Here is a 24404-nt window from a genome sequence, read left to right as displayed (position 1 = left end):
GTGGTGGATTGGCCTGCCCGCTGGACTTTGATGGCCAGGCTGCCAACGGCTCCCGGTTTTGGTGGCCGATCGCCGAAACAATTGGAGCAGTCGCCGCGCTGATTACTCTGGGCAAAATGCCGGAAGACGAGATCTGGTACCGGAAGCTCTGGACCTATGCGAGTGATACGTTCTTGAATCATAAGCATGGCGGTTGGTTTCCAGCGGTGGCTGAGAATGGGAATGTCGTGACATCCATCTTTGATGGGAAGCCCGACATATACCACTCGCTGCAAGCCTGCTTGTTTCCGCTATCTTGACGCCTGTCGAGGATGATGCCTCTCTAGCCCACGCGCGTCCTCAAAAGTCGACCACACAAGTTAGGTGAATGTCAGGTTCGTCTACAATTAGAATCTGAAACTGCAGTGAATGGCCGGTCTGGTGGCTGCACAGCGGCGCTGACGACGAAGTTGGATGTCTCCTTTGGGCCCGAGTGTTCATGCAGCCATTAAGAGGAGTTCCGACAATTCCCCACAAAGATTGACCTGCTTGACAAAGCCGCAAGACTCTCCTTGAGCGTTTACTTCCTCAAAGCGCAGCCTTGCCGCTCAGCCATAAAATATTTGGTACGGGCCGTTCCCTCCCAGACAATATGGCAATCCATCAAAGGATCGATTGCCCAGTCGAGTTCCAATCATTGAGAAACTTCTCGATGCCGGTATCGGTCAATGGATGCATGACCAATTTGCGGATAACGGATGGAGGGATTGTGGCTATATCTGATCCGGCCAATGCCACCTCAGTAATATGATTGGGGCTTCTGATGGATGCCGCAATGATTTCCGTTTCAATACCATAGTTATCGTAAATGTTACGGATATCACGGATCAGATCGGCTCCGTCCAGATTAATGTCGTCTAATCTGCCAATGAAAGGAGATACATAGGTCGCTCCGACTTTCGCCGCTAAAAGCGCTTGATTGGGTGAAAAGCAGAGTGTGATGTTTGTTTTGATACCTTCTCTTTTGAAATGTGCACAGGCTCTGAGGCCATCTAGTGTCAAAGGCAGTTTGACGACGACGTTGTCGGCAATCGCGGCAAGGTGCTCTCCCTCCGCAATCATGCCAACTGTGTCCAATGCTGCAACTTCTGCCGACACGGGCGTATCCGTCAGTGTACAAAATTCGGCAATGACTTCTTTGAAATCCCGGCCGGACTTGGCGATCAGGCTTGGATTGGTAGTAACGCCATCCAACAATCCAAAGTTTATCAGATCTTTTATGTCGTTTACTTCTGCAGTGTCCACGAAGAATTTCATGAGCTTTCCTCATCGTGTATGGGGTGATTTTGATTGCACTTGAAATCGCCCAGAGGCGTTTGCATCAACGGTTCGTTTCGGCTTTCGTTGCGCAGGGTCAGAACGCGTAGCGCATCCCGAATTCGGTGTAATTCTGGTTCAATGTGAGATCCGCTTTCCTGCTATCACGGATGACGTGTTCCGCGTTGGGCAGATCGTTCGTTTTTGCGCGTTGCAGCGCGGTTTGCGGGTCAAAGCCATGCTTGATCCAGCGATGCTGTAACCGGTTTTCGAGTTCCTCCAATGTGGGGCTGACAAAAACCGTTACGGCGTACACATCTGCCAACGTCTTCCACGGATCGCTATTCATCAAAAGGTAGTTCCCTTCTACGACTACAGTCTGAGTTTCCGGGTGAACGGCAATCGCATTCGCAATGGCCAGGTCCAATTGGCGGTCAAATTTAGGATGAAAGGACTCATGCTGCGCGGATTGCAGCCCTCTGATTGCAGTGCAGAACCCAACTGCATCGAAGGTTTCCGGCGCGCCCTTTCGGGACAGCAAGCCTCGCGTTTCCAGCACGCGGTTGTCCAGATGATAACCGTCCATGGGCACCAGCGTGGCTAAAGGAACCGCAGAGCTTTGTTGCGCGTTCAGCGATTGCACCACGGTTTCTGCCAAAGTCGACTTTCCGGATGCAGGGGGGCCGGCGATTGCGACAATCGTCCGAACCCCTACCTGCCTCCGGGAGGAAATAAGGTCACAAACGCGCTTTGCATCCTGATCGATCACGCGGCGTCCTCTTTTGGGGGTTCCTTGGCGCCGGTCATGAAGGCCACCGCGTCGGACATCGTGTAATCCTTGGGATCAATGGTGCAGAGCCTTTTACCCAGCCGATGCACATGAATGCGGTCAGCAACCTCAAAAACATGCGGCATGTTGTGGCTGATCAGAATGATCGGAATACCACGTGCCCGCACGTCTTGGATAAGCTCAAGCACTTTGCGGCTTTCCTTGACCCCCAAAGCTGCCGTGGGTTCGTCCATGATTATGAACTTCGTCGCAAAGGCGGCAGCACGCGCAACGGCCACGCCTTGGCGCTGGCCGCCAGAGAGAGTTTCGACCGCCTGATTGATCGACTGCACAGTCATCAGCCCAAGCTCGGTCAGTTTTTCACGGGCGAACTTCTCCATGGCTGGACGGTCAAGCTGACGCATGTATTTGCCCATGAACCCTTGTTTGCGGATCTCGCGCCCCATGAACATGTTGTCGGCTATCGACAGAGCAGGCGACATGGCGAGCTGCTGATAGACAATCTCAATCCCCATATTTCGGGCGTCGATCGGAGAAGAGAAGTTGACCTTTTCCCCTTCGATCAGAATCTCGCCCTCGTCTGGGATAGTGGCGCCGCAAATCGCCTTGACGATGGACGACTTGCCTGCGCCGTTGTCGCCAATAACCGCAAGGATTTCCCCCTGGCGCAGTTCAAAGTCAGAATGGTCGATTGCGGTGACGTGGCCATAGCGTTTCACGATCCCGCGGCCCTGGACGACTGGAGTTGTGTCTGACATTAGCCCGATACCTTTCTGATCCACTGGTCGACTGCGACCGCTGCGATGATGAGAAGTCCGATAAGCAGGAAGGTCCACTGCGCGTCCGCGCCCAAAAGCCTGAGCCCCAGAGTAAAGACGCCGACAATCAGTGCTCCGAACAACGATCCCAGAATGGAGCCTCGCCCGCCAAACAGCGAGATACCCCCGATCACAACAGCGGTAATGCTCTCAATATTGGCCAATTGGCCGGAGGTCGGCGAGACCGATCCGATGCGCCCGATCAAAGCCCAGCCCGCAAAAGCACAGATCAAACCGGACAGCATGTAGACGGACATCAATGTTTTGTGGACGTTCACACCGGATAGCTCGGCCGCCTCGGGGTCGTCCCCCACCGCATAGACATGCCGCCCCCAGGCCGTGTGTTTGAGCGAATAAGCCAGCACGAATATCAGAACGAGCATGAAGATCACGCCAACCGTGAAAGTCGCACCACCGATGCTGAATTTTGTGCCAAAGAATTGCAGGAATGGGGCGTTGGCCTCGATATCCTGACTGCGAATTGTTTCGTTTGCGGAATACAGGAAGTTTGTCGCCAGAACGATCTGCCACATGCCGAGCGTAACAATAAAGGGCGGCAGCTTTACGCGACTAACCAGCCAGCCATTGAGAGCCCCGATTAGCGTTCCCGTTGCCAGCCCGCACATCACCGCAATGGGCACGGGGATGCCGTAGCGGAAGGTGAACTGACCCATAATGACGGATGAAAACACCATGATTGCACCGACGCTCAGGTCGATGCCGGCGGTTAGAATGACAAGGCTTTGCGCCGCGGCCACGATGCCCACAATCTGGACCTGTTGCAGGATCAACGTCATCGCAAAGGGTGAGAAGAATTTGGACCCCAGCAGCAGGCCGAAAATCACGATCGCGCCAACCAGAACGATCAATGGCACTAAGGATGGATTGACGTGGAGAAGATGCTGCAACTTCCCCAGAACACCACGCCGGTTATCTTCAAACTCCGCCACGGTTTCTGAAGCGCTGGCGGCGGTTTCGAATTCCTGGGTGTTTTGGTTTGCTTCAGACATATCTCCCCCTTTTCGTGGCTGGCATCGCGCCCACGAAATCAGTGTACAGGAAATTTCGGTTTGCTGGTGAGAGGATTGATGAGGCGCTGTGGCGCGCCTCACCCAATATGGCTGTCTTTAGCCCCAGCAGAGATCCAGGCCTTCTGCGACCGACAGCGACTCGACCCCATCAACCGGCTGGTCGGTGATGAGCGCGACGCCCGTGTCATAAAAGTCTTTGCCGGGTGTGTTTTCGGGCTTCACGCCCTCTTCGGCCCATTTTTTCACGGCCTCAACACCAAGCGAGGCCATCAACAGCGGGTACTGCTGGCTTGTCGCGCCGATCACACCGGCTTCGACGTTTTGGACGCCGGGGCACCCGCCGTCGACCGAAACAATCAGCACGTCGTTTTCACGCCCGATGGACTTCAGTGCCTCATATGCACCCGCAGCGGCCGGTTCGTTGATCGTGTGAACAACGTTGATCGATGAATCCTTGGCCAGAAGGTTTTCCATCGCGCGGCGACCGCCTTCTTCGTTGCCGTCGGTCACGTCACTGCCGACCAGACGCGCATCGGTTTCGTCACCGATGACATTCGGGTCCGCCAAGTCCACGCCAAACCCGTCGAGGAAACCCTGATTGCGCAGAACGTCCACTGTCGGCTGGCTGACATTCAGATCCAGCGTTGCGATCTTGGCATCGGCCGCTGCGTCGCCCATTTTGGCCTTGGCCCATTGACCGATCAGCAGACCGGCCTTGTAGTTGTCCGTCGCGAATGTCGCGTCCGCTGAGTCAATCGGGCTAAGTGGTGTATCCAGCGCAATGACTAAAACCCCCGCATCCCGCGCCTGTTTGACCGCAGGTACGATCGAGCTGGTGTCAGATGCCGTCAGTAGAATGCCTTTTGCGCCATCGAGGATGCAGGTTTCAATGGCCTGGACTTGAGTTTCATGGTCGCCATCAACCTTGCCGGCAAACGCCTTGAGCGTCATGCCCAGCTCTTCTGCCTTGGCGGTTGCGCCTTCCTTCATCTTGACGAAAAAGGGGTTGGTGTCGGTCTTGGTAATCAGGCAGACGGTTTCACCAGCCGCTTGCGCGGATGCAGCGGCAAAAGTTAGCGCAGTCGCGGATGCGGCGAGCTTGAGTAGATTTCTCATGTTGTCCTCCCAGAAAATTGTTGTGGCCCCGCGCGGAATAGCGACAAGGCGCGCCTCCATCCTCCAATGAAGGTCCTGCTTAAGAAACCGTGATTCTAACCCCTGTGTCAATAAATAAATAAAGTTTATTTATTAATTTGCCTGCGTATCTTTTCATAAGAAAACTAGGTGTTTATGTTTAATGTTATGGAAAGAGAAGCGCTGAAAATACTAACTGGCGGGGTAAGCCAAAGCGGTGTTCGTGATCATAACGAACGCCTGATTCTGACGGTTTTACAACGGCATGGACCTGCTGCCGGGGCCGAAATCGCGCGGCTCACAGGCCTGTCTCCGCAGACCGTGTCGATCATTCTGCGTAAGCTCGAAAAGGACGAGATTCTCAAACGTGGGACGCCGTTAAGGGGCAAGGTAGGGAAACCTTCGATCCCAATGGAACTCAATCCCGAAGGCATCCTGTCGGTGGGGATGAAGATCGGTCGCCGCAGCGCTGATCTTCTTTTGATCGACTTCACCGGCAAGCCGCGCCATCAAATCTCGACGACTTATGACTATCCGCTGCCCGAAGCGGTGTTCGGGTTTCTGGAGAAAGGATTGGAGGAACTTCTGGTCCATGAACCCCAGAAACTTCGCGACCGTGTATGCGGGGTTGGAATCGGAACTCCGTTCGAACTGTGGAAGTGGCACGACCTGTCTGGGGTTGCGGCCAAAAAATTCAGGTCCTGGAAAAACGTGAATTTCTTTTCCGAGGTCGCCAAGTTCAGCGACCTGCCAGTTTTTGTGGTCAACGATGCGACGGCTGCCTGTCACGCCGAGCATCTTTATGGGCGCGGGGCCGAATATCGCGACTATTTTTATTTCTTCATCGGGTCAATGATCGGCGGCGGAGTCGCGCTGAACGGCACCGTGTTTGAGGGCAACCAGGGAAATGCAGGTGCCTTGGGCGCGATGCGAACGACCGGACCATTAGGCGAAAGCCAGCAGTTGATCGACACTGCATCACTGTTCCTGCTCGAAGACAGGTTGATCGAAGCCGGTGTCGATCCCCAAATACTCTGGACGAAGCCACAAGATTGGAGCAGCATTTCGCGATATGTCGAGCCTTGGATTGGTACCACGGCACAAGAACTTGCCAAGGCTGCCTTGTCTATTTGCGCGGTCATCGACTTTGAGGCGATTTTCATAGACGGCGCGTTCCCATCGGAAGTGCGGGAAGAGTTAGTTGCCCGGGTTCGTCGTTACCTCCTCAACCAAGACAAGCGTGGATTGATTCCTCCGGTCGTAGAAGCTGCAGCAGTTGGTGACAACGCTCGAGGCATTGGAGCAGCAAGCAGCCCGATCTTCCGCCAGTTTCTATTGAATACCAATGCGGGGCTTTCTGGGATGTAGCCTACCCAATGGCTGAAGGGTAATCCGGCAGACAGCGGCGAGGATCATTATCACGCAGGATTACTTCATCTGGAATGTTGTCCTGCGCGACCTTGTTGCACGGATCGGCTTCCCAGTTTAGCTCTGGTGCTTTCATTTTCGTGAGTTACCGTGGATGCCATACAAGTTCAATCATGCCCGTCGCCTGCAAGCGCGTGATCTTGCCACTCAAGTAGTTGAAGCAAAAATTACATCAAAAGCGCTGAACCACATGACATCTCTCGGTCGTGCAGAACATGAGCGCATTTTCTGAAGTGTTGGGTCTGGGGTCAGTTCGCCCTAGCTCTGATCCATGCAACAGGGTCCCTGCAGAGAAAGCACTGGAGCACGTTTAGATGCTTCAATTCCTGCCAGTTCAGACGTGAATTATTCACGTCTTTCAGACCACCCCCTTCTGAATAAAGTTGGCGCTTCGCCGTAGCGTTTCTTGAATCGTACCGTAAGTTGTGTAGCGCTGCTAAAGCCTGTGGCTGCCGCGATTTCCGCGACCGCCATCTCGGTTTCGCTGAGCAATGCGTAAGCCCTCGAAACGCGCAGTTCTAGATAAAACTGAACAGGCGAAGTTTCGACATACTTTTGGAAGAGACGCTCTAACTGGCGACGAGATATCTGCACGGCTTCTGCTATTTCAGAGATATCTAACGGCTCTTCCAGGTTTTCTTGCATGATCTGCATTGCGTTGATCAGGTACTGGTTGCGACTACCTAAAGCTACCGAAAAGGCTGATTTCTGGAGCGTTTTACTATTGTTGGATCGAAAGTGAATGCACATGTCCGAAACAATGACCGCGAGGTCATTTCCGAAATTGGATTCGATCATGTCCAACATCATGTCGGTTGCAGCATTTCCGCCGCCACATGTCATAAGCTCATTGTCGATCTCATACAGGTTTGACGATGGCTCCAAGTCATCAAAATGTTCGACAAAAGCAGGGTGGTTTTCCCAATGTAATGTGAACCTTTTCCCTGAAAGAACTCCTGCCTTGGCAAGGGCGAAAGCCCCTGTGCAAATACCACCCAGTTTACATCCAAAGGTTCTTTGGCGGCGGATCCACGACAGCACCTTGGGGTTTGTACTTTCCGCCGGCTCAATACCCGAGCAGACAAACAGCCGCGACGATCGCGGCAAGTTGTGCAACGCAAAATCCGGCGTAATTTCAACCCCATTCGAGCAAGAAACCGGAATTCCATCTTCAGTGATCAGAAACCATTTATACAGTTCTTTGTTAGTAACCTGGTTGGCGATCCTCAGAGGTTCCACTGCGGCGCTGAAGGCCAGCATAGTCAGCTTTGGCAGCAGCAGAAAATAGATTTCCTTGGCCGATCCATCATAGTCAATGCGATAGCTGGCCGCGCCCTTTGGGACAAAGTTTTTCGGGTCCATATGCTCTCCTCCCAGTATCGACCGTGGCGGGTGAAGGGCACCAACACCTCATTTGGTGTTGGCGCAGAAAGATTAGGCACTCATCTGTGCAACAGGTTCGCCGCTTTCTTCCCAGGAGCGGATTTCTTTTTCGCTGGCTTTAGGAGAAAACAGCCCTGTCATAGCATAGAAGATACCGATGACCGGTGACAGCCAGCAAGCGAATGCAAGCGGAATATACAGCAGATTTTCGAAGTTGCCGTCCGCGATACCCAAGCCAAGCGCCGTGATGACAAACGCACCACCCGCGTTCCAAGGGATCAGAGGGGACACCAGAGTTCCGCCTTCCTCGACCGCCCGGGACAGGTTCAGCGGGGAATAGCCCATCGCGCGATAGACCGGTGCATACATCCGCCCTGGCAGTGCAATTGACAGATAGGGGTCACCTGCAACTGTGTTGGTCGCGACAGAGGTTAAGATGGCTGAGGTTTGAATACCGGCAAACGTTTTCACCTTCGAGATGACAACTTTGATGATGGCCTGAAGGCAGCCTACGCGTTCAAGCGCTCCGCCAAACCCCAAAGCCAGCAGCACCAGTGAAATCGTCCACATCATAGACTGAATACCGCCGCGGTTCAGCAGGGGATCGATCTCCGGAACTCCAGTATCGATCGAATAGCCGCTGTTGGCGAAGGTGAACGTCTCATGCAGTCCAGCCCCCTGACAGAAGATAGCCATGATGCCGCCCGCAACGGCGCCTGCGAACAGTGACGGGATCGGAGGTTGTTTCATGACCGCCAGCACGATGACCAGAACTGCCGGAAACAGCATGATCGGCGAAATCCAGAAAGCGTCGTCCAGCGCGGTGGTGATCGCGTGAATACGGTCAAACGATACCTGGGATGTGTCGATCAGAGTGAAGCCGACGACAAAATAAATTACCAGTGCAATCAGCATGGACGGAACTGTGGTTGGAAGCATATTCCGAATGTGATCGAACAGATTAGTCCCCGTCACAGCAGGTGCCAGGTTTGTCGTATCTGATAAAGGCGAGATCTTGTCTCCAAAGAATGCACCTGAGACTACCGCCCCTGCTGTCCAGTACATTGGAATGCCGAACCCGGCTCCAATCCCCATCAGCGCTAATCCGACGGTGCCTGTCGTTCCCCATGAGGTGCCCAATGAAACGGAGACAATAGAGCAAAGGACCATTCCTGCGGCGAGGAAAAGCTCGGGCGACAATATCCTGAGACCATAGTAGATCAGCGTCGGGACGGTGCCGCTTGCGATCCACACTCCGATGATCATCCCCACTGTGATCAGTATCGAGACCGACGGTAGGGAGATATTGATAACGTGGAACACGCCCTCCTCGATACTGGGCCATTTGTGACCCAACATGAGGCCAACGATGCCTGTGATTGCGATTCCGAATGCCAGTGGGATGTGTGGAGTAAAGTCACCGAAATAGAATAGTTGCAGCCCAAGCACACACAGGGTCAGCACTATTGGCACGAGGGCCAGCACCAAGCCGGGCTGCCGTATGTTGTCTTCATTCCCAGACATATGGGTCTCCTCCTTTGGAATGGTCCAGAACCGTGATGATCTGCGGAAGAAACCAAGTTTGGCGTTGTGAGACTGTCGGTCAGAGCGCACATCTTGTTAGAATTTGCGACATTGGGGCGTCGATTTCGGCGTCTTCGAATGAACTGAAGACTGACCTTTGCAATCACGCCAAACAAATTACTTGCGTTCGTGAAGTATGCCTTGCTTCGAAAAATCGTGCGCGTGCCCAGTGAGGCGACGAGCTACTCAAGCCTTACCCGGATAGCGGCGAGTGGAGGGCTTTGGTCATAGAACACGACGGGGGAACGGCAAGGCGTTGATCAAGACTCTGGGGTATATCAAAATGTGCAGGCGGACGTGATCATTCCCAGCGTCGCCGCTGGGAGGTACTAGATAGCCGAACTGACCAAGAACGAATGGCATACGGCTATATTCGACGGACAGAACAATAGTGACCAGAATGACCACAGCCGCAAATGCGACAACAACTGTCGAACGGATAAGTTGTCTTATTGTAAGGTTTAGCACCAGAGCCGATCGCAAGTTTATGTCCGCGAGACTTCGAACGCCGCCCATGCTTTTTCGAAGGCGTCGAAGTCGAACCCCGATTCTCGGGCGGGATCAAGGATCAGTTTCTCGGTTTCAAGCAGCTTGATGATCGCCTGTTCAAGCTCGTCCACCACCTCGGGCGGGATCACCAGAGCGCCATGCCGGTCGGCATGCACAAGGTCACCGTCATTGATGGACAGGCCGAAGATTGTCACCGGAGTTCCAACCTCTTTCACGTGCACGAACCCGTGGCTTGGCCCGACAGACCCGGCAACCACCGGGAATCCATCCGGCAGGTCGCCAAGGTCCCGCATCACGCCGTTGGTCAGCGCACCGCTGATGCCAAAACCCTTGTGGACAGTCGTATTGATTTCACCCCAGTAGGCGCCAATGCAGTCGGGGTAATCCAAGTCTTCCACCACGGTCACGGCGGGGCCGGTGCCTGCGGCCATGTGCCGGTAGTAATCCATACGACGCGCGCGGATCACGTCAGGTGCCTCGGCCGGTGGGTTCACGGCGGCAATCTTCGCGGTACGGGCATATCCTACCATCGCACCCGCATCAGGGTCAGAGCACTGCATCGTGCCCCGGGTAAAATCATTGAAACCACGCTTGCCCTGCGCCACTTCGATGGCGTTGCAAACAGTTGGTGTGTCGACCTTTTTCAGCAGGTCCAGCAGAGATTGGTTCATATTGCCTCCAGCCAGCGGATCAGAGCCGCCGTGGTTTGTTGCGGTTGTTCCAGAGTCGGCAAATGGCCGGCGTTTTCGATGATTTCCAACCCGCTTTGCGGCATCATGCCGTGCATCAATTCGTGCCGTGCGACAGGGCAAAGGGTATCGTCGCGCCCACACAGAACCAGCGCTGCACCCGTGAATTCACGCAGGGTATTACTCTGATCTGGGCGATCACGCAGAGCTTTGGATTGATTGATGAAAACGTCAGACCCTAGATCCATGGCCATATCCATGCACAAGTCCAGAATGGCGGCGCGGTGCGGGCCGTCGGTCAGGTAGTTCGGCTTCATCTCTTCGGCCATCACCTTGCGCAGGTTGCCGAGTTCGACGGCATTGATCTGAGGACCGCGCCTGGCTTTTACTTCGTCCAATTCAGCAAATGGATTCGTGTCCATCAACGCCAGACCGGCCACACGGTCCGGAGCCTGCCGCAGGATTTCCATCGCCACGATGCCACCCATGGAGAGCCCCGCCATAGCGAAACGTTGAGGCGCATTGGCCAACACCTCGGCGGCCAGCGCCTGCATTGTGTCCTGTCCGCCGATCGGTGCGGTCAGGATCGGGTATTTGCCTGACAAGGCGTCAATCTGCGGGGTGAACAACCGCGCATCGCACATCATTCCGGGCAGGAGGATAAGCGGCGTCATTTGACCAAGGCAGCCCCTTCGGCCAGCGCGCCCAGCTTGGCATAGGCGATATCCGGGTCGACCGCGCCAAAGCCTGCAAAGGTGCCAAAGCCGCAATCCGACCCGGCAACCACGCGTTCTGCACCGACAATATCGACAAAGCGTTGGGTGCGTTGGGCGACCACCTCGGGGTGTTCGACAAAATTGGTCGTGGTGTCGACCACACCGGGCACCAAAACCTTGTCATCCGGAATCTCATCCTTGCGGTCACGGAACACCGTCCATTCATGCGCATGTCGTGGGTTCGAAGTTTCGAACAGCACATAACGAGACTTGGTGGACATCAGCGTCGAAAATACCTTGTCCATGCCGATGTCACAGCAGTGCGGACCCTCGTAATTGCCCCAGCAAATATGGACACGTACTTTTTCTGAAGGGACGTTTTGCAGCGCGTGGTTCAACGCCTCAACGTGCATGTCTGCAATTTTCACGAATTCATCGTCGGACAGATCGGTGAACAGCATATGGCGCGACAGGGCGAGATCCGGGCAATCCAGCTGCAAATCCAGACCCGCACCAACGATGGTTTCATATTCTTCTTTCATCGCATCGGCCAGCGCGGCCAGATAGGCCTCGCGCGTTGGGTAGAAATCATTTTGCAGAAACAGGGAAATCACCCCGGGGCTGGCGGCGTTCATAAAACCGCGCTCGACCGTGTGTTCGGCCATCGCAGCCTTGAGATTGTCTATGTCTTTCTGCAGCTCACCCTGCCCTATCGAGCGCACCTCACCCACACACATGGGCCGCGCATATTGCGGCGTTCCGCCGTCATCGGCCAATCGTTGCAGAAAGCTCGGAAACATTTTGAGGTCCGCCGGCGCGTTGCGTGGGCTGTCCCCATCAAAGCCCGTATAGCGATCCTTCACATAAGTGGCATAAGAGATTTTTGAGGTCTCACCATCCGAGACAATATCAACCCCGGCCTCGGCTTGTTTGCGCACCGTCTCGGACACCGCAGCGGTCATGCAGGTATCGAACGCGGCCTGATCGAACGGTTCCTCCCGCTCGCGCGCGAAGATGAAGTCCACGACCTTCTGCGTCCGGGGCAGTGACCCAACATGGGTGGTTTTTATGCTCATCAGAACCTCCTCAGGTTTTGCGCGCCATCAAGACTGTATGGCTTTGGGTTTCGGGGTCTTCGGCAAGAAAGCCGGTCATCCGCAGCCCGTTTTCTTCTAAGCACAGGGCATATTCCGCAGGCGAAAGCGAAGCATGATATACTGGTTCTGTCCCCACTGTGCCGCTGTCTTCACCAGCGCGCGGTCCGACCGTCAGCATAAGCATTCCGCCAGATCGCAAATGTCGAGCTATGCGCGCGATACATCCCCTTTGCTCTTCCGCAGTGAGATGGAAAAAACTGTTCCAGGCAATGATGCCGTCGAATGTCTGGCCCAGATCGAATTCCCGCATATCGGCATGCCGCCAATCACCATCAGGCCAGCGATCTTGGGCGATGGCCAACATTGCCTTTGAGAAATCGACACCCGTTACGTTAAAACCCTCGGCCAGGAACCAGCGCGCTATGGGGTCGCCGGTGCCACATCCCAAATCCAATACATGCTCGCCGGGCTTGAGGCTCGCGGTGAAGCGCGCCAGCCAACGCGCTTCGAAGAGAGCCTTTGAACGGAGCCTGTCATACTCTGTAGCTTGCCGTTCGTAGACAGCATGGGTGTCTTTGGGGTCCGCGTTCATTCTGTCCAGGTTGCTCCTGCTGGGTCATCTGTGGCCGTGATCCTATAGAGTCCGGCGAACCCGGTCATTGATGGTTCAACACAATAGCTTTCACCCGGCAGAACCAGTGCGGTGTCGCCGTTGGACAGGGTAACTTCGACCTCATTAATCCTGATACGCCAATGGCCGCTGGCCGGCATCAGAACCACAGGCTTGTCCGCCTTGATCTGATCAGTCACGGCCGAGCCGCGTGTCAGGAAATCCACCTCGAAACCGGGCTTGTCCTTGATCAGGCCATTCTCACCGATCACCATTGTCGGCTTGTCCACCGACAGCGCCATCAGATCCCAGTAGCGGGCGACATATTTTCCGATCACCGCATCAACGGGAACCTCGGGATAGGCTTTCAGCTCTTCCTCGGTCAGCAACGGCATGGGCTGGACGTTGTGCGGCAATTCCTCGCCCTTTTTGCTGTCATAGAGTACGCCGTTATTGCCCAGAACCAGGCCATGGGCCTGCGCGTCCTGAATGACTTGCGGAGCCCAGGTCACACCGCCACCAGCGTCATCGCCACCCAGCATCGACATGATCATGCCGTAGTCCTGGCCTACATTTTCGAACCCGCGGAAGATGCCGGTCGGGATGTTGAAGATGTCACCTTCTTCGGCGATGAACTCACCTGCAGTGCCGTAACGACCCCAGAAGAACCGCCAGCGGCCCTTGGCGACAAAGAACACCTCGGCGGTGGTGTGGCTGTGCAGTGAGTTGCGGCACTTCGGCGGTTGCCCCGCGGCGCCGATGTTGAACCCGATCTTGTCGGTGATGTGGACGTGCTGATCGGGGCTTTCGCTAACGCCGCCACCAATGATGGTAAAGTTCTCTTTCTGGTCAGACCCCGGTGTGTGCGCGTCGATGAACGCGGTTTTGCAGGGCTTTAGCTCGCCATAACGAACGATGCGGCTATCGATGGTACTCATATCTTGTCTCCTTTTGATTTGGGTTTGATCGGATCAAACCAAACCTCCCGGCGGGCGATTGTTCAGCCGCCGGGCGCGCAGGCTGGCGCGATGGGCGTGGAACCGCCGCAACGCCTGCCCGGCATCCAGATTTGAGACACGGAGCGACATATTAGAGATCGCCGGTTTTCATCAGGATCTGTTTCCAGATCGAGGTTTCGTCAAACAGTGTATATTCCTTGCGCAGACCCCAGGGACCAAACTCGGCCTGGCTGATGCCCAGAACAAAAACCTCGGCCCCGGTCGGCACGCCGAAAACGCCCCAGCCGTCATGCTTGCCGTGCAGCGTCCAGCGGATCGCGGCGCGGGGTGGCATCATGGGATCGTCCCGTCCGATCTGATGGTGGATCTTGAACTCGGCATTTGGGAAAGAAGCGCGCAAACCCATCCAGAACCGATCCACCGGCCCCCAGCTATGCCCTGTGGTGCCACCGGGATACTCCGAGAGGACGGCGCGATCATACTCTTCCTCGATCACACCCATATCGGCATTCATGATCCGGGTCAGAATGTCGGCATATTTTTGGCCCCATTCGTTGTCGTTGCCACGGCCTTTATAAGGGCCAGGCTGATCGTTTGCGGGCGTGTAAGGCTGAATACAGGCGTCATGTCCGCCCTCGCGGGCGATCAGGTCGCGGGCGTATTCCTTGGGATCCCAGCCCATCTGTTGGACAATCGCGCTTTGGTCGCGGATCAGCCATTCGTCGTTGATCTGGTTATTGATTGCGTGGCAATCGGCGAGGATGCGATAAACCAGCTTTTTACCGGTCGCCTTGCCATAAACGCCGTCGCCCAAATGCGTTGCCGTGGACAGCAGGCGGTGCGACGACAGCATACCCTCTTCCGGTGTGCCCGACCAGATCACATCCTCGCCAAGCAATGTACGATCCGGAAACTCGGCAAGGGTTGCCATCGTGGCGGCGATAACCCCCTGATTGCCAACCACAACCGAACCGGGCGAACGCACAACGATATCCGGCGCATAATAGTGGTGCAAAGTGGCAATTCCACGATCTTCCCATATCTCTTTGGTAATCCCGATAATATAGTCGGGAAAGTCTTTGAATTTGGGATCAAATCCCTTCATGTTTGCCATCCTTCAGGAATGCGGGCCGAGCCGCGAATGATCAGTGGTCCGTCGATCTCAAGCTGCTTGGGCTCTATCTGCGGGTCGTCGATTTTACTGAGCAGAATGTCCACCGTTTCCGCCACCATGCGGTTGGCTGGCTGTCGGACTGTTGTCAGGTCATAGCTAGGCCAGGCCGCAACGGCGACATCATCATACCCCACCACCGAAACGTCTTCAGGGATCTTCAGGCCCAGCTCGAACCGGAGCGTGTCCATCACCGCGATCGCCATATGATCGTTGGCAACGAAGACAGCATCAGGCGGGTCCAAGGCAAACATCCTGCGGGTTGCGTCCCGCGCATCTTCCGTTCCAAAGTTGCCAACCTCGCGGCTGTGTAGCGTCAAGCCCGCTTGGTGCAGAGCCGCGACAAAACCGGCCTCGCGGTCCCGCTGGGTCGACGCGCCTTCCCAACCGGCGACATAGCTGATTTTCTTGTGCCCTGCGGCCAGCAGAAATTCGGCGACCTTACGTCCTCCGGCCAGGTTGTCCGAAGTGACCGATGACATCGTGGGATCATCCTGCCCCCGGTTGAACAGAACCATGGGCACCCCGGCCGCCCGGCAGCGATCAGACAGATCGGATGACAGCGCGACCGAAGCAGCAACGATCCCATCAACCTGAAAATCCAGGATTTCGCCAACAATCTTGTCGATGTTCTGGGCCGTATTAGAGGCCATGAATATCAGCACATGATACCCGCGCTCCTGTAAGGCGTTCGACAGTTTTTCCAGCGCCTCTGGATAGAACTGATTGTTCAGGTAGGCCACAACCAGACCGATGATGCCGCTTTTGCCCGAGACCATGGCGCGGGCCAGCACATTGGGCCGATATCCCAATGCCTCAGCCACCTTGCGTACCTTAGCAACCGTCTTGGGCGAAGCCGAGGCGCCCGGCGTAAACACCCGGCTGACTGCGGATTGGCTGACCCCAGCCATCCGTGCAACGTCCATGGATGTAACCTTGTGTGCTGCCATCAGTCCGCTGTCCAACCTCCGTCGATCAATATTGCTGTGCCGGTCACAAGCGCCGACGCATCCGAGGCCAGATAGACCACAGCCCCCATGATATCCTCAATCTCGCCCGGTCGGCCCAGCTTGATCTTGTCCAGAATCCAGGCGCGTTTGTCCGGGTCATCGAAGGTCGATCTAGTCAGGTCGGTCAAGATGAATGTGGGGCATATCGTGTTGACGCGGATCTTTGCGGGTCCGAACTCCAACGCCATCGCCTTGGTGAACCCTTCGACCGCGAATTTCGACGCGCAGTACACCGCGCGTTCCCTGCCACCGACATGACCCATCTGGCTTGAGATGTTAATCAGCGACCCGGCACAACCGGCCTCCAACAGCCCCCTGGCCACAGCTTGCGTCAGGAAATAGGCGCCCCGGACATTCACCCCCATCACGGCATCGAAATCATCCGGTCGCGTGTCCACAGCCTTACCGTGCCGGGCCAGCCCTGCCGAATTCAGCAATACATCAAACGGTCCGTTCTGCGCCACAGACTCAGCCGTTTCCGCCACGTCCGAGACATCCAGTTCAAGCACATGGGCAGCCCAGCCCCGGGCGCTCATTTCCTCGGCGATATCGCGCAGCGCATCTGCGCGGCGCGCAGCCAGAGTGACCTCGGCACCATGTTCGGCCAGCGCAACCGCGCAGGCCATGCCGATGCCCGAGGAAGCTCCGGCGACAAGTGCGCGCTTGCCGCTGAGGCTGAAACTGGGGGTGCTGGGGAATTGGGGCATATCAGACCTCGCCGACCGGGAATGGAATTTTGCCCGGAACACGTGCCTTATTAAACTCGCGCAGGCGGGCAAAGACATCTACGCCCAGTTGGCGGTAGGCGTCCAGCAGATCGACCATGACCCAGTTCTCGCGGATCAGACCATCTTCGAGCCGCCAGAAATCGAGGCTGCGCATGGTAATCCGCTTGCCGGACGGCGCGATACCCATCCAGCCATCATGCGTGACGGTCTGAATCATGTCGGGCCAGCCGGTAACGGCGGCATAGTCGCCGTCACCGAAGAAGTGATAGGTGATATCCTCAACGTACTGGCCACGATCGGGCATACCGTTCAGGAACGGAATCTGGTGCCAGTTGCGGAACCCCGCGATACCGCGACCCGTACCGATCCCTGCAGGACCGTACCAATTCATGCGCGGATGCCAGAACTTCTCCATCTCCATCACTGCGGGACCGCCCTGGCTGGGGTGTTTCTTAAGGTGTTCGAGCATTGAGACAATGTGAGTGCACGAGGCCTGCGATGTCGCCTCATCCCACGATCCGGGCACGATGCCGTCCAGCGTTGCCGGACCGGGAATGCAAAATTCCAGCCCCAGCGACGGGGCCATGGGCCAGGCCTTGGCCTGCATCATCACCTCGGGGATGTCCCACAGAGTCTGGATCTCGACAACCTTGCCATCGGTGATGCGGTAGAATTCGTGGAACCGCATATGGGTCAGGTGCCCGGTTGGCGGGATGTCCAACCACGGGGCGACGAAAGTGCCAATGTAATGCCCGCCACAACCGACCCAATCATCGCCATGTTCCGTTGGCCCACCCATCACGATCCAGTCCCGGCGTTCCAGATCGGGCATGGCTTTCAGCAGCGGCGCATAGCAGGTGTCGTAGAGGTCCTGCGGACCGATCAGATCACCGAAAGGATGCGGCATATGCACGACCGCGCCCGGTGCGATCAGCCCATCCAGCGCGGCGCGCACCCCTGCTTCGTCAAAACCGTACATTGCCGCCCGCAACCGGGCGATCAGCGCCTTGTTCGCTGAATGGACGTCGGTCATTCCGCAGCCTCTCGGTAAGGGGCGCCTTCACCGTAAGGAACGTTGATCCCACCATAGCGGCGGACGCGGATATTGCATTGCTCGGCATGGCCGACAAAGCCTTCCAGCATGCACAGGCGCGAGCCGTATTCGCCGATCAGCGTCGCAGCCTCGTCGGTGACGACCTTCTGGTAGCTGTGGGTTTTCATGAACTTACCCACCCAGAGACCGCCTGTATAGCGACCGGCCTTCTTGGTCGGCAGGGTGTGGTTTGTCCCGATCACCTTATCGCCGTTTGCCACATTGGTGCGTGGACCGAGGAACAACGCGCCATAGCAGGTCATGTTTTCCAAGAACCAATCGTCGCGGTTGGTCATGACCTGAACGTGCTCGGATGCGATATCATCAGCGACCTGCAGCATCTCGTCATAGCTGTCGCAGACGATCACCTCGCCATACTCGTCCCACGACACTTTCGCGGTGCCCGCGGTCGGAAGAATGCCCAGCAGGCGGTCGACTTCCGACAGAGTTTCAGCAGCCAGTTTGTGCGAGTTGGTCAGCAGAACGCAGGGACTGTTATAGCCATGTTCTGCCTGACCCAGCAGATCGGTTGCGCAAAGCTCGGCATCGGCTGCGGTTTCATCGGCGATCACCATGGTCTCGGTCGGGCCAGCGAAGAGATCAATGCCGACGCGGCCAAACAACTGGCGCTTGGCTTCGGCCACAAAGGCGTTACCGGGGCCAACCAACATGTGAACCGGATCGATGGTCTCGGTCCCGATTGCCATGGCGCCGATGGCTTGGATGCCACCCATGACATAGATCTCATGCGCGCCGCCCAAATGCATGGCCGCGATCACCGCAGCGTTCGGTTTGCCCTGAAACGGCGGGGTGCAGGCAATGATGCGAGGCACACCGGCGACCTTCGCTGTTGCAACCGACATATGCGCCGAAGCCACCATCGGGAACTTGCCGCCGGGCACATAGCAACCCACGGATTGCACGGGGATGTTCTTGTGGCCCAGTATCACGCCAGGCTGCGTCTCAACCTCGATATCCAGCATCGAGTCGCGCTGCGCCTGCGCAAAGTTCGTCACCTGTGCCTGCGCAAACCTGATATCCGCCAGTTCGCGTTCGGTCAGCGACGCGATCAGGTCGTCGATCTGCTGCTGGCTCAGGCGGAAACTCTCAGGCGAATAGTTGTCGAATTTCTCCGACAACTCGCGCACCGCCGCGTCACCGCGAGTTTCGATATCTTTCAGCGTCGCCTCGACGACAGCGCGTGTTTTGGCGTCATCTTCGGCCCGGTCGGCCTCGGGTTTGCCGCGTTTCAGATATTCAATTGCCATTGTTCTAATCCTCAATTGTCGGGCCGGGGCGGAACCTTCTCTCCCCGGTCGAATGTTTCCCAGCCTTCGCCATTGAACAGATCAACGCCAAGCTGCGCGGCGACGTGGGCGAAATCGACATTCACCCAATTGTCGACGATCTTACCGTCGACGACTTTCCAGAAATCCATGTAGCGGATCTCGACCCGCTTGCCTGTCGGGGCGATGCCCAGAAACTCGCCAGAATGGGTCGCTTCCTGACGGCCAAAAGCCGCAGCCCATTCGCCCATGTAGAGACGCGCTTCGTCGATGCAGGTCTTATCCGAAAAGGCAGCCTGAAACGGGCGCTGCCAGTTTTCCTGAAACTCATGCAACCCGGTCTTGGTGCCGCAACCCTGATTGCCCATCCAGCGAAAGCCTTGCGCGAAAAACTCGCCGATATCGTCAATGCGGTGGTCGTTCAGGCCATCCACCATCGTTTCGATCACGGCGCGGGTCTGATCGGTTTTGCTCATGTCCGTGTCACGTGTCAGCACGGCCTGTTCTGGGCGGGAGCCCTTCATGTGTCTCTTCCTTTTATGGTTACCAAGGGGTTTTCTGTATGGACGGGGAGGGTTAGTCGGCCGTCAGAAAATCCCTTGGCATCCGGTTGAGCGCCGGGTGGCGCCCAACTGCGTTATGTCTGGCGGAACAGCTCATGCGGCTTGCTCGGCGATTTCAGCAAAAAGGTCGTAACCCAGCTGCAACAGCACATGCGGGATGTCGAGCATGCACCAATTCTCGATGATCTTCCCGTCCGCGCAGCGCCACCAGTCGCAGTCGCGCATGAAGACGCGTTTGCCAGTAGGCTCCACCCCCAGAAAGGGTTTCACCTGCACGCCGGTGATCTGCGGCCAGCCGCACAGGAAGGCATAATCCCCATCGCCCGCCTTGCAGTTGGATCCAACACCGGTGATGCCTTCGCGCTGGCCATCGCCCCAGCCTTCGAAAGTATCCTCGAAGGGGGATTGGAATTTTGCAAAGGCATCGACTGTGGCATAGGATCCCAGCCCGCCAGGGCCGTACCAGACCATACGCTCGTCCCAGTAGGGGCGCCAGTTCTGATCCTTGGTAGTCAGCTGTTTCAGCATGTCTTCGACCAGATCGGCGGTGAAGCGCGATTGTTCCGGGTCCGAGGGGCCGATGACATTGCCGTCATGGGTTGCGGGACCGGGAACGGTGCCCTCATAGCCCTGCAACTCCAGCGGCCAGAGGCCGAGCGCAATGATCAGCTCTGCAAAGCCGAGGAAGACGTAAGTTTCGACAATCTTTCCACCTTCCATCCGGTGAAATTCACCGTAGCGCAGAAAGGCCAGCTTGCCGCTGGGCGGGATACCGCAGAAGGGCCGAGTGAAGTGGCCGTGGAAATAGCCGGTCGAGGTGACCCATTCGGTGCCAAGGTATTCACCACCGGTCACGACGTAATCCTGGCGGGTGCAGCCTTCAAAGGCCTCTGCAATGGGCGCGATGATTTCGCGCATATAGCCATCACCGCTGCGGGCGGTATTGATCGGGTGGCTGGCTTCGATCCTCGCGTCTGGCGAAAAGATCGCCACTGCGGCTAGTTCGGTGGCGGGGCCGACAACCTGGTTGAAGCTGTTTAGAAACTGGCGGTAGAGCCGCTTATTATCAAACGTGGTTTCGGTGGCGATACCCATGGCAGGGCGGTTTGCGCGGGCGTTCATGGCGCTGTCCTTATCAAACGGATTCCAATTTGCTTTGATGCTGAACGAGCAGGAGGTCCCGCGCGCATCAAAGCAAATGGAATTCGTCCCGGCCGTCTTGCCCGGCACGCAGCCATGTTCAGGAGGGCTGTGTGCGCATGGGCAGATACCGACTGAGGATGCGTGCGTCCCATCTGAGTCAGCCTTTCACAGCCCCGGCGGTCAGACCGCCCACAATCTGGCGCTGGAAGAACATCACCAGAATGAACAGTGGAACAGTGGCTGAAACCACGGCTGCAACGGCGAACATCACGTTGCCCTCGGTTTGCGTTGTACCGAGGAACGCGGCAATGGCGGGCACCATAGTTCGGTTGCTTTCGGACAGCAGCATCGCCCCCACGGCAAAGTCATTATAAGCCAACAGAAAAGAGAACAGCCCGGTGGTGATGACACCCGGCCACATCACCGGAATGATCACGCGGCGGAAGGCTTGAAACTGGTTGCAGCCATCGACTTTGGCGCTTTCGTCCAATTCGCTTGGGATGTTCTTGAAGAAGGAATGCAGCATCCACAGGGTAAAGGGCTGGTTGATCGCCACAAGCACGATGATGGTGGTTGGGAGGATTCCCCAGATATTCCATTCAAAGAAGGGCAGCAGATATCCTGAAACCAGCGCAATCGGTGGCATCGCACGGAATATCAACGCCGTGATCAACAGCCAGAACGTGTAATTATAGGTTGACCGTGAAAGCGCGTAGCCTCCCAGCGTTCCGATAGTCAATGAAATAGTGACTACGAAGAAACACACGATTCCGGTATTGAGAACATTGCGCCAGAATTCTTCCTGTATCCATGCGCCCTCATAGCCGGTGGTGGTGAATGGCGAGCCATAGACTGCTTCGGTTCGGGCACCGGTCAACGCATTGGTCCAGTCCGCGATAGAGAAGAAATCCAACTCGACTTTGAACGAGCCCCATACCGTCCAGAAGAAAGGGAAAGCAGCCAGGAAGAACCAAAGGAGCACGAATAAGGAAGAGGCTATCCGAAGGCTTTTGGGCATTCTTTGTGCGCGACTGGCCATCTTATCTTGCTCCTTTGAAGTCACGCCATGTGCGGACAAGCACGGGCGACAGAAGAATGGCGACCCCGATAATTGTCATCACAGAGGTTGCAGCAGCGGATGAAAGTTGCCGGGTTTCACCACTCATGTCGTTCAAAATGAAGGTGCTGAGGGATTGTGCATGCGCTCCGGCGCTAAACCCGATGATCGGCTCAAGCACTTTGAAATTGTCCATCAGTTGGATCAGCGCAACAAATGTCACAAGTGGCATGAGATGCGGGACGACAACAAACTTGACTTGTTGCCAGCGCGTTGCGCCGTCGATCTGCGCCGCCTCAATCTGGTCCTGAGGCAGCGTTTGTAGCCCAGCATAGAACACGACGAAGGCAAACGGGGCCGAGCTCCAGACGCCGTAAACCATCAAGGCAACCCACATTAGCCCGGTTGAGGCCTTAAGGCTGAAATTCGGATCTCCGGCCATGTATACAAGAGCGTTACCAATGACACCGCGGCTGTCGATCATCCAGAACAGGATAAGAGACCCGATAAGCGGGGTGACGATCATGGGCAGAAGCGAAAAGAAGATCATCAGACCTTTGAGGTGCCGGTGCAGTGAGTTAACTGCCAGAGCGATTACCAGCCCCAAGAGGATCGTGAGAGGCGTAACAATGAAAGTGAAGGTAAGCGTGAACGCCATTGCCCGGTAAAAAGGCAGATTTCCCAGTTCCGAGAAGAACCCGTCCCACGTCTCGTTGGACGCCCACATCTGGCTGATTTCCTGGATCGCCAAATGACCGCGGTCAAAGTAAATACCCAGCCCAACAAACCGCCCCAAAGGCTGTGCTTCTCGCAGAGCTGCGGTAGCCTCTTGGTCAATGGTCGTCTCTGTGGTGCAGCCGATCAGAGGGGTACAGCTTTCGACCTCTAGCAGAACAGCTGGGTGAGGTGCAAAGATCGATTGCGTCACGATCGACACGATTGGCATCGCGATGAACAGCAACATCGCAAGTCCTGTGGGCAGGAAGAACCAAAGGAATGTCTTATGGCGCATGTTGCAATCCTCGCGTCAGTGGGTTTGCGCGGGCGGATATCGAAGGCGCCCGCGCAATGGGCTTGTTATTGCAAATAGCCTTGCTCGATGGCGGCGGCGCGATAGGCGGCCTCGACATCGGCAAGTGCCTGTTCAGCGCTTTCCTTGCCTTGCATGAAGTCCGCAAGTTCGTTGCCAAGTGCGCTGTGCATCAGACCCATGTAGGGCAGCATCGGATAAGCGGGCGTGCCCATTTTGGCCGCGGCAAAAACGCCTTCGGCATCTGCAGCGGGCTCGTAGCCTTCGATCAGCCAAACCGCTAGCGGCGTGGTCTCATCGTTCAACATGTCCGGGCGGATACCGTGTTTCATGGCGATGAATGTGGCCTCGGCCTCTTCATCCGAGATGTTTTTTCCGACAGTCCAGCCGTCCCACCACAGGGTCGATGCCGGGGTATCCCCGCCACCAACTGTCAGCGGTGCGCCAATCGCGTGACCGTCGATCACCTCTTGCAACACGCCCTCGGTGGTGGTCTGCTGTGACGCACGCGACCCCCACATGTTCATAATTGCAACGTTGCCCGCGCGGTATTCAGCGTTGGTGGCGTTCGAGTCATGGGTCAGGAAGTCGGGATTCATGTATTCCGACAACGCTTTCATCATGTTCAGCGCGTTTACGCCGGCTTCAGAATTAACGTTGGGTTCGGCCGTGCCGGGCTTGAAGTGCTGGCCACCATAGCCAAGGAACATATTGTTGAATTCTTGTGCCAGATTCCAACCCGATGCGTAGGCGCCGCCCACCGGATTTTGCATGATCCCCTGCTCGCGAATGGCGCTGGCCACTTCGAGCAGTTCCTCATACGAGGTTGGCACTTCAACACCAGCCTGCTCCAGAACATCCTTGCGGTACATCAGGTGCTGCGCATTGGCCATGAACGCGATGGCCATGATATTGTCGCCAATTTTGATCAGCTGTCCTGGCTGCAGGTCCTGACCATGTTGTTCCACAAGATCGTTTAGCGGGCGAATGACGTCTTCGTTCATCAGCGCCACTATCGAGCTGTTGGCGATGATGGCACTGGTATACTCAGACGGGTTTCCGGACAAACCAGCCACGTTGATGGTTTGGTGCTCCGATGTCAGGTTAGATTCTACTGACGCCCCGGTGCATTCCTTGGCACCGGCCGCGACGGCCTGAATGGCCGCAAATTCGTTGCCAACAATATTGACCCGACCGTCGATTTCACAGGCATATCCTGCGCTCGCGGCAAAGGCGGCCATCGAGCCAGCCAATGCGATTCTCTTTAGAAACATAAGT

The 24404-nt window shown here is 56.3% G+C and carries 25 protein-coding genes; 2 read left to right on the top strand and 23 right to left on the bottom strand.

Features of this window, described 5'->3' with window-relative positions:
• Window positions 1-8: 8 nt before the first annotated feature.
• Window positions 9-299 (top strand): AGE family epimerase/isomerase, encoded by a 291-nt coding sequence (locus ACR0DU_RS19625; RefSeq protein WP_480876879.1) that lies wholly within the window; start codon window positions 9-11, stop codon window positions 297-299.
• A gap of 343 nt (window positions 300-642) precedes the next feature.
• Here ACR0DU_RS19625 and fsa read toward each other — a convergent pair whose 3' ends face one another.
• The 5 genes from fsa to ACR0DU_RS19600 form a co-directional block, all read right to left on the bottom strand.
• Window positions 643-1296, bottom strand: coding sequence for a fructose-6-phosphate aldolase (gene fsa / locus ACR0DU_RS19620; RefSeq protein WP_480876877.1), 654 nt, complete (start codon window positions 1294-1296; stop codon window positions 643-645).
• 97 nt (window positions 1297-1393) lie between these two features.
• Complete coding sequence (locus ACR0DU_RS19615) at window positions 1394-1954, bottom strand: nucleoside/nucleotide kinase family protein (RefSeq protein WP_480876874.1); 561 nt, start codon at window positions 1952-1954, stop codon at window positions 1394-1396.
• Between the two features lie 107 nt (window positions 1955-2061).
• The gene (locus tag ACR0DU_RS19610; RefSeq protein ID WP_010442404.1) at window positions 2062-2844 is read right to left on the bottom strand and encodes an ATP-binding cassette domain-containing protein; all 783 of its coding nucleotides are present in this window, start codon (window positions 2842-2844) and stop codon (window positions 2062-2064) included.
• Window positions 2844-3914, bottom strand: a complete 1071-nt coding sequence (locus ACR0DU_RS19605) for an ABC transporter permease (RefSeq protein WP_480876869.1) — start codon at window positions 3912-3914, stop codon at window positions 2844-2846. Before ACR0DU_RS19605 ends, ACR0DU_RS19610 begins: the two co-directional genes overlap by 1 nt.
• A 117-nt stretch (window positions 3915-4031) precedes the next feature.
• Window positions 4032-5051, bottom strand: coding sequence for a sugar ABC transporter substrate-binding protein (locus tag ACR0DU_RS19600; RefSeq protein ID WP_029622083.1), 1020 nt, complete (start codon window positions 5049-5051; stop codon window positions 4032-4034).
• 186 nt (window positions 5052-5237) lie between these two features.
• Between ACR0DU_RS19600 and ACR0DU_RS19595 the strand changes: the two genes are divergently transcribed.
• Window positions 5238-6437 (top strand): ROK family transcriptional regulator, encoded by a 1200-nt coding sequence (locus ACR0DU_RS19595; RefSeq protein ID WP_480876866.1) that lies wholly within the window; start codon window positions 5238-5240, stop codon window positions 6435-6437.
• 1 nt (window position 6438) lies between these two features.
• Here the strand turns inward: ACR0DU_RS19595 and ACR0DU_RS19590 are convergent, their stop codons facing one another.
• The 18 genes from ACR0DU_RS19590 to ACR0DU_RS19505 form a co-directional block, all read right to left on the bottom strand.
• Window positions 6439-6573 (bottom strand): hypothetical protein, encoded by a 135-nt coding sequence (locus ACR0DU_RS19590; RefSeq protein WP_480876864.1) that lies wholly within the window; start codon window positions 6571-6573, stop codon window positions 6439-6441.
• Window positions 6574-6842: 269 nt separating this feature from the next.
• Window positions 6843-7859, bottom strand: a complete 1017-nt coding sequence (locus tag ACR0DU_RS19585; protein ID WP_480876861.1) for a GlxA family transcriptional regulator — start codon at window positions 7857-7859, stop codon at window positions 6843-6845.
• Window positions 7860-7931: 72 nt separating this feature from the next.
• On the bottom strand, window positions 7932-9404 hold the full coding sequence (gene nhaC / locus ACR0DU_RS19580) for a Na+/H+ antiporter NhaC (protein WP_480455221.1): 1473 nt from the start codon (window positions 9402-9404) through the stop codon (window positions 7932-7934).
• 545 nt (window positions 9405-9949) lie between these two features.
• Complete coding sequence (locus ACR0DU_RS19575) at window positions 9950-10645, bottom strand: RraA family protein (protein ID WP_480876858.1); 696 nt, start codon at window positions 10643-10645, stop codon at window positions 9950-9952.
• Window positions 10642-11337, bottom strand: coding sequence for an alpha/beta fold hydrolase (locus ACR0DU_RS19570; RefSeq protein ID WP_480876856.1), 696 nt, complete (start codon window positions 11335-11337; stop codon window positions 10642-10644). The genes ACR0DU_RS19575 and ACR0DU_RS19570 overlap by 4 nt, the downstream gene beginning before the upstream one ends.
• Window positions 11334-12455, bottom strand: coding sequence for a cobalamin-independent methionine synthase II family protein (locus tag ACR0DU_RS19565; protein WP_480876853.1), 1122 nt, complete (start codon window positions 12453-12455; stop codon window positions 11334-11336). Before ACR0DU_RS19565 ends, ACR0DU_RS19570 begins: the two co-directional genes overlap by 4 nt.
• Before the next feature lie 10 nt (window positions 12456-12465).
• Window positions 12466-13068, bottom strand: a complete 603-nt coding sequence (locus ACR0DU_RS19560; RefSeq protein WP_170772136.1) for a class I SAM-dependent methyltransferase — start codon at window positions 13066-13068, stop codon at window positions 12466-12468.
• Entirely contained in the window at window positions 13065-14024 is a 960-nt protein-coding gene (locus tag ACR0DU_RS19555; RefSeq protein ID WP_480876850.1) for a cupin domain-containing protein, read from the bottom strand. The genes ACR0DU_RS19560 and ACR0DU_RS19555 overlap by 4 nt, the downstream gene beginning before the upstream one ends.
• Before the next feature lie 151 nt (window positions 14025-14175).
• A complete protein-coding gene (locus tag ACR0DU_RS19550) occupies window positions 14176-15150 on the bottom strand; it encodes a nuclear transport factor 2 family protein (protein ID WP_480876847.1) in 975 nt (324 codons plus the stop codon).
• Complete coding sequence (locus tag ACR0DU_RS19545) at window positions 15147-16166, bottom strand: LacI family DNA-binding transcriptional regulator (protein ID WP_010442391.1); 1020 nt, start codon at window positions 16164-16166, stop codon at window positions 15147-15149. The genes ACR0DU_RS19550 and ACR0DU_RS19545 overlap by 4 nt, the downstream gene beginning before the upstream one ends.
• On the bottom strand, window positions 16166-16933 hold the full coding sequence (locus ACR0DU_RS19540) for an SDR family NAD(P)-dependent oxidoreductase (protein WP_010442390.1): 768 nt from the start codon (window positions 16931-16933) through the stop codon (window positions 16166-16168). Before ACR0DU_RS19540 ends, ACR0DU_RS19545 begins: the two co-directional genes overlap by 1 nt.
• Before the next feature lies 1 nt (window position 16934).
• A complete protein-coding gene (locus ACR0DU_RS19535; protein WP_480876843.1) occupies window positions 16935-17987 on the bottom strand; it encodes an ester cyclase in 1053 nt (350 codons plus the stop codon).
• Complete coding sequence (gene hisD, locus ACR0DU_RS19530; protein ID WP_480455230.1) at window positions 17984-19315, bottom strand: histidinol dehydrogenase; 1332 nt, start codon at window positions 19313-19315, stop codon at window positions 17984-17986. The genes ACR0DU_RS19535 and hisD overlap by 4 nt, the downstream gene beginning before the upstream one ends.
• Before the next feature lie 11 nt (window positions 19316-19326).
• Complete coding sequence (locus tag ACR0DU_RS19525; protein ID WP_480876840.1) at window positions 19327-19857, bottom strand: ester cyclase; 531 nt, start codon at window positions 19855-19857, stop codon at window positions 19327-19329.
• 132 nt (window positions 19858-19989) lie between these two features.
• Entirely contained in the window at window positions 19990-21018 is a 1029-nt protein-coding gene (locus ACR0DU_RS19520; RefSeq protein WP_170781353.1) for an ester cyclase, read from the bottom strand.
• Between the two features lie 178 nt (window positions 21019-21196).
• Window positions 21197-22078, bottom strand: coding sequence for a carbohydrate ABC transporter permease (locus ACR0DU_RS19515; RefSeq protein WP_010442385.1), 882 nt, complete (start codon window positions 22076-22078; stop codon window positions 21197-21199).
• Between the two features lies 1 nt (window position 22079).
• On the bottom strand, window positions 22080-23108 hold the full coding sequence (locus tag ACR0DU_RS19510) for a carbohydrate ABC transporter permease (protein ID WP_010442384.1): 1029 nt from the start codon (window positions 23106-23108) through the stop codon (window positions 22080-22082).
• 65 nt (window positions 23109-23173) lie between these two features.
• Window positions 23174-24400, bottom strand: coding sequence for an ABC transporter substrate-binding protein (locus ACR0DU_RS19505; RefSeq protein WP_480876835.1), 1227 nt, complete (start codon window positions 24398-24400; stop codon window positions 23174-23176).
• Window positions 24401-24404 lie beyond the last annotated feature (4 nt).

The sequence above is a fragment of the Ruegeria sp. G2 genome (assembly GCF_056533505.1).
The sequence above is the reverse complement of the archived record's forward strand: the minus strand, read 5'-3'. Positions and strand labels throughout refer to the sequence as shown.